Genomic DNA, 4,632 nt, shown 5'->3' with positions numbered 1-4,632 from the left:
TGATTGCTCGGGTGGTCGGCGTCGAGCCGTCAACCGATGACACGATCGCCAAGGACGTCTTGTGTTTCAACGCCCAGGGTGTCGCGACTCGACGGCACACGAAACTGCACGGCGGCAGCCCGGCGAACGAAAAATTCGTTTACGCGGCAACCGCTGCCGGCGGGGGCGGTTGCGACGTCACCTTCGACGTGCCCGCGATGGGATTCACGCGTCTGTCGGCCACTCAACCGGTCAAGAAACAGGGGCTGCTGAAACGATTGACCGGCGGCGAAAAGGGGATTGCCGAACACGCCGTCTTGAAAAACGAATTCATGGCCGTCGCCTTGGACGAAACCGCCGGAAGCCTCTCGGGCGTGTTTAGCGCCTCACGCGGCAACCGGCTGTCGATGCGATTGGTCGCGGCCGCCGATCTGGCGGGTGAAAAAGATGGCGGGACGATGGTTTGCAAACGGATGGAGGTCACCCAGTCCAGCCTGGCGCTCGGCGAAATCACCGCCTCGGGCGAATTGCAGGACCACGCCGGCAACGCGATTGCCGAGTTCTCGATTCACTATCGGCTGCGACGGGGAAGCCGACTGCTGGAGGTCGAGGGGAGCTTGCACCCCAAGACGAACATTTCAATCGAATCCGAAACCGCGTTTTGGAAAAACTATTTTGCCGTACGGACGGCCGTGGCCGGCGAGGCGGCGATCTTGCGCCCCCTGGTCCGCGACAAGGTTCACAGCGCTTCGTCGAAGAAGTTCATCGCCCCCCTTGGCGTCTTGATCGACGAAGCGGAAAAGCAAACTCTGGTCGCCGGTTATGGGTTGCCGCTGCATCGCAAGGTCGCCGATCGATTCCTGGACACCGTGATCGGGATCCCCACCGGCGCCGATGCGATTCCGTTTCGTGTCACGTTCGCGTTTGATTGCCCGTCCCCGGTCGCGGTGGCACGGTCCTGCATCGCGCCGGCGGAAGTATTCGCGATCGAACCGAAAACCGCCGACCGCGGTTCGGCCACGGGCGAAACGTCCCAGGCGTGGCTGGTCCACGTTTCCTCCGCTGACGTCTTGGTCACCGAAATGAAGACCACACGCCGCAGCGACGGGAAACTTGCCGCACGGATGCAAGTGGTTCAGACGCGGCCGAAAACGTCGAAGGTCAAGCTGCAATTCTGCGCCGCCGCCGAAGCCGCGTTCATCGCGGACACTTCGGGGGTTGAACGGTCGCTGGAAGATTTGCCCCAGGACGTCAGCTGCGAAGACGGCGTGGTCACGTTCTCGCTGGGCAATCACCAAGCGATCGATCTGGTCGTCGTGTTTGGCGGTTAATACTGACGGTACAGCTTCATCGCCAGTTCCGTCATGTTATCGACGTTCATTTTTTCGATCACGCGTTTGCGATGACGATCGATCGTTTGGTAGGAGACATTGAGCTTACCGGCGAGACGTCGCGATGGTATTCCCAACAGCAGTTGAGGCAGCACCTCGCGTTCTTTCGGGGTCAGTCGCCCAAACCCGCTGCGTAGATTGCACAGCGAATCCGGTCCGGCGGCGTCGGCTTGAAAAGCTTCTTGGACCGCTTCGATCAACAGCCGATTTTCGATCGGATGGGGAACCAAATCAACGAAACCGTGCTTCAGTGCCAGGTGCAGCGTCCGTCGCGAGCGGTCGGCGGTCAGTCCGACGATTGAAAACCGAATGCCTTGGTCGGCAAATTTCCGCACGCGTTTGAGCGTCTCGTCGCGATCGCTGTCAAAGTCGACGAGCAGGCATCCCGGTCGAAAGGAGCTCAGCTTCTTGAAGACGGACTCCCAGTTGTCAACTTCCAAGGTTTGAAACGGAAGCGCATCAGGGAGGGTTGCAATCGAGAGTCGTTCGCTTTGTAGAACGACCGTAAACGGACGGATTCCTGGCGACGGATTACCGTCGTGACTAGCCTTGATCATTGTTGCCCCTTGATCGAAGTTAGGTTTCGGAAATGTTGGTTAGCTTCGGTGTGCTAAGGATAGATCCCGTTGGAATGGAAGGGTGGTTGCCAGGTGATACGCCGTGTTTCAGCTGCCCCTGGCGACGACGTTGGAAGATTACACAAGGGGACTTTAGAAAATCTAGACCAATAGGTGGAAAAAACTCAGGTGTGTTGCACGCCGCGTCGACGCAGGATCCAGTCGATGGCCAACAAGGACAGCAATAGCGTCCACAACATCCAGTGGTCCCAGAGGGGCAGCCGATGAATCAGGACCTCCCCCGGCGCGATCTCGACCGACCGCAACAGGGCGTCCAAGTCGTCTTTGGACGAGACCATTCGCCCGCCCCCGGCCTCGACCACCGCTTGCAATCGTTCGGGTTTCGCTTGCGGACGAAGCCATTCGTTGGACCGATGCAGCAACTGGATTTGCTGAGAACCGCGGGCGACTTTCTGATCGGCCGACCACGCCTCGACGACCAGATAAGCCGTCTGCATCGGACTGGATCGGTCGTCCGAGGCCCCCGGCAAGACGGCAGGGATCGTTGCGGTGTAGTGTTCCGCGGTCGGTTTGGCATCCAACGCGACCACCGTCGCATCAGAACCGGAAGATTGGTTCACGCCATCGGGCGACGAATCGTCATCGCCCAGGCTGGCGACCAACTGTGCCGTCACACGGTACTCCGTCGTCGGCTTGAACTCCTTGTCAAACGCTTCAACCACCAGCTGAATTGATTCGTCCGGCGAATAGATGACCTGGTCGACACGCAGTGTCAAACGTTTCTGCGAAGCCTGGGAATTCTCCGCCAGCCAACGCACGACGTTTCGCCAGAATTTCTGATAGTAGCGATTGTCGCCCTCGCCCCATTCACGTTCAAATCGACTCCCCCAGCCATAGGTCGTATCGGTCGACATGGCAAAGGTACGCCCGCGTCCAAAACTCTCGCAGGCGAAAACGGGCATGACGCCGACGCGGGACAATGGAGTACGCGTTTGCCCCAACAAGGTTGCGGCCGGTTTCACACGCGAGATCAAATTGGTACCACCGAACGGGGGCATCGCAGCCAGTGCCGCACGATTGCGCGCCGGATCGTCCAGCAGATTCCAGATCGGATGCGATTGAGCTTGCTCGGGAACGGCGACCTGAAACCCCTGATTCAAAAAGTCTCGTCGACCGGTCATGTCGAACGGGATCAGCCCTTCCCAAGGCGTGCGATCCCAGCCGCCGGCACCAAAGCTGGTGTAGCCACCGATCATCACAAAACCGCCGCCGCGCCGATCCACCAATTCGACGGTCCAATCGATTTGCTCAGGGGTGAACGCTTGGAAGGAGATGTCGCTGCAGATCACGACGTCGTATTGAAACAGTTCCGCACGCGTCGTCGGAAAGCCTCGATACGGATCATCGATCCGTTGCAGACTCGGCCGCTGGGCGTATTGATTGTTGACCGTCATGGCGACGCACTTGATGTCCGAATCGGCGTGCAATGCGTTTTGCAGCCAACGGCTCTCCTGCGCCGAAGTGCCTTCCATGTACAGCACCTTCAGCGTGCGATCCTTCTCCGTCAACTGAAAGGGCACGCGGTTGTTCTTGGCGACCGCTTCGCCAGCATCGACGGGAACATCGATGGCCAATTCGCCCAGTGCCGGATCGGCGGTGACAACCAATTCACAGGACGTCGCCCCTTCGGTCAACGTGATCGGCAGCGACGCAAGCGGCTTTGATCGGGGTCGATTGGCGGGGCGAATGGAGACGATCGCGCGTTCGTTGTCATACCCGCGGCTTTCGATCACCGCCCGGATCGTCGCCTGGTCACCCTTGGCCACACGCGGGGGCACGGACAATTCGGTGATCGCGATGTCACCTCGCAAGTCCTGCTGTGGCGGAAGCATGGCATGGACGGGAATGCCCAACTCGCGGTAGGCGGTGGCCAATTCAACCAGTTGATCCGCCTTGTCGACGGCGCCGTCGGAAAACAAGACGACCGCTTGTGTTTGATTGTCGGCAACACGCGACGGCAGCTTCTGCAACGCATCGGACAGCAAGGAGGTATCGTCGGTGGCGGACAGTTCCGACAGTCCCGGAACCTTTGCCAGACGGGCACCGAAACGAAACATCGGGAAACGAATGTCGCGTTCTTTCTGGATCCCCTGTGTCACCGCCCCGATCGTTCGCTTGACTTGATCGATGCGAGATTCCCCCTGACCGAGTCCCATGCTTTGAGAACAATCCACCAGCAGCGCGACAGCCGGTGGACGTGGCGGCAAGACGGTTTCACGGCGATCGATCGGATTCAATAACAGCGATACCAACCCCAGCAGCACGACGGCTCGCAACATCAATAGCAACGGGTTGCCGGATTTGGGTGCGACCGAAATGCGGCGGGCAAACCACAACAGCGCAACGATCGCAACGACGATCACCGGATACACCACAATTGGATACAGCGGTTCCCAATGCGGCATGTCAGCGTGATCCCCACGTCACAGCGAATTTGCGTCCGGACACGGTCACTCGACGTCCTCGGAAAGCACACGGTAGTAATCGTCCACCATGTCGACATATTCCGGCGGCACGGGGCCGGTGGCTTGCTGAATCACGCCGCTCAAGACGGCTTCTTGAATCCTCCGCTGCAGCACTTCATCGATCGCCCGCAACCCATCGACGAGGGTGGTCGGCGCGGT

General features: G+C 59.5%; 3 protein-coding genes. 1 reads left to right on the top strand and 2 read right to left on the bottom strand.

What is annotated here, in order from left to right; genetic code table 11:
- Positions 1 to 1,310 (top strand): hypothetical protein (locus ABX749_RS22955; RefSeq protein WP_372898040.1); only part of this gene is annotated, 1,310 nt, incomplete at its 5' end.
- Here the strand turns inward: ABX749_RS22955 and ABX749_RS22950 are convergent.
- Both ABX749_RS22950 and ABX749_RS22945 read right to left on the bottom strand, forming a co-directional pair.
- Positions 1,307 to 1,927, bottom strand: coding sequence for a response regulator transcription factor (locus ABX749_RS22950; RefSeq protein ID WP_372898039.1), 621 nt, complete (start codon positions 1,925 to 1,927; stop codon positions 1,307 to 1,309). The genes ABX749_RS22955 and ABX749_RS22950 overlap by 4 nt on opposite strands.
- A gap of 185 nt (positions 1,928 to 2,112) precedes the next feature.
- Positions 2,113 to 4,413, bottom strand: a complete 2,301-nt coding sequence (locus ABX749_RS22945; RefSeq protein WP_372898038.1) for a glutamine amidotransferase — start codon at positions 4,411 to 4,413, stop codon at positions 2,113 to 2,115.
- Positions 4,414 to 4,632: the final 219 nt, after the last annotated feature.

The sequence above is a fragment of the Stieleria sp. genome (assembly GCF_041595215.1).
Lineage (GTDB): Bacteria > Planctomycetota > Planctomycetia > Pirellulales > Pirellulaceae > Stieleria > Stieleria magnilauensis.
The sequence above is the reverse complement of the archived record's forward strand: the minus strand, read 5'-3'. Positions and strand labels throughout refer to the sequence as shown.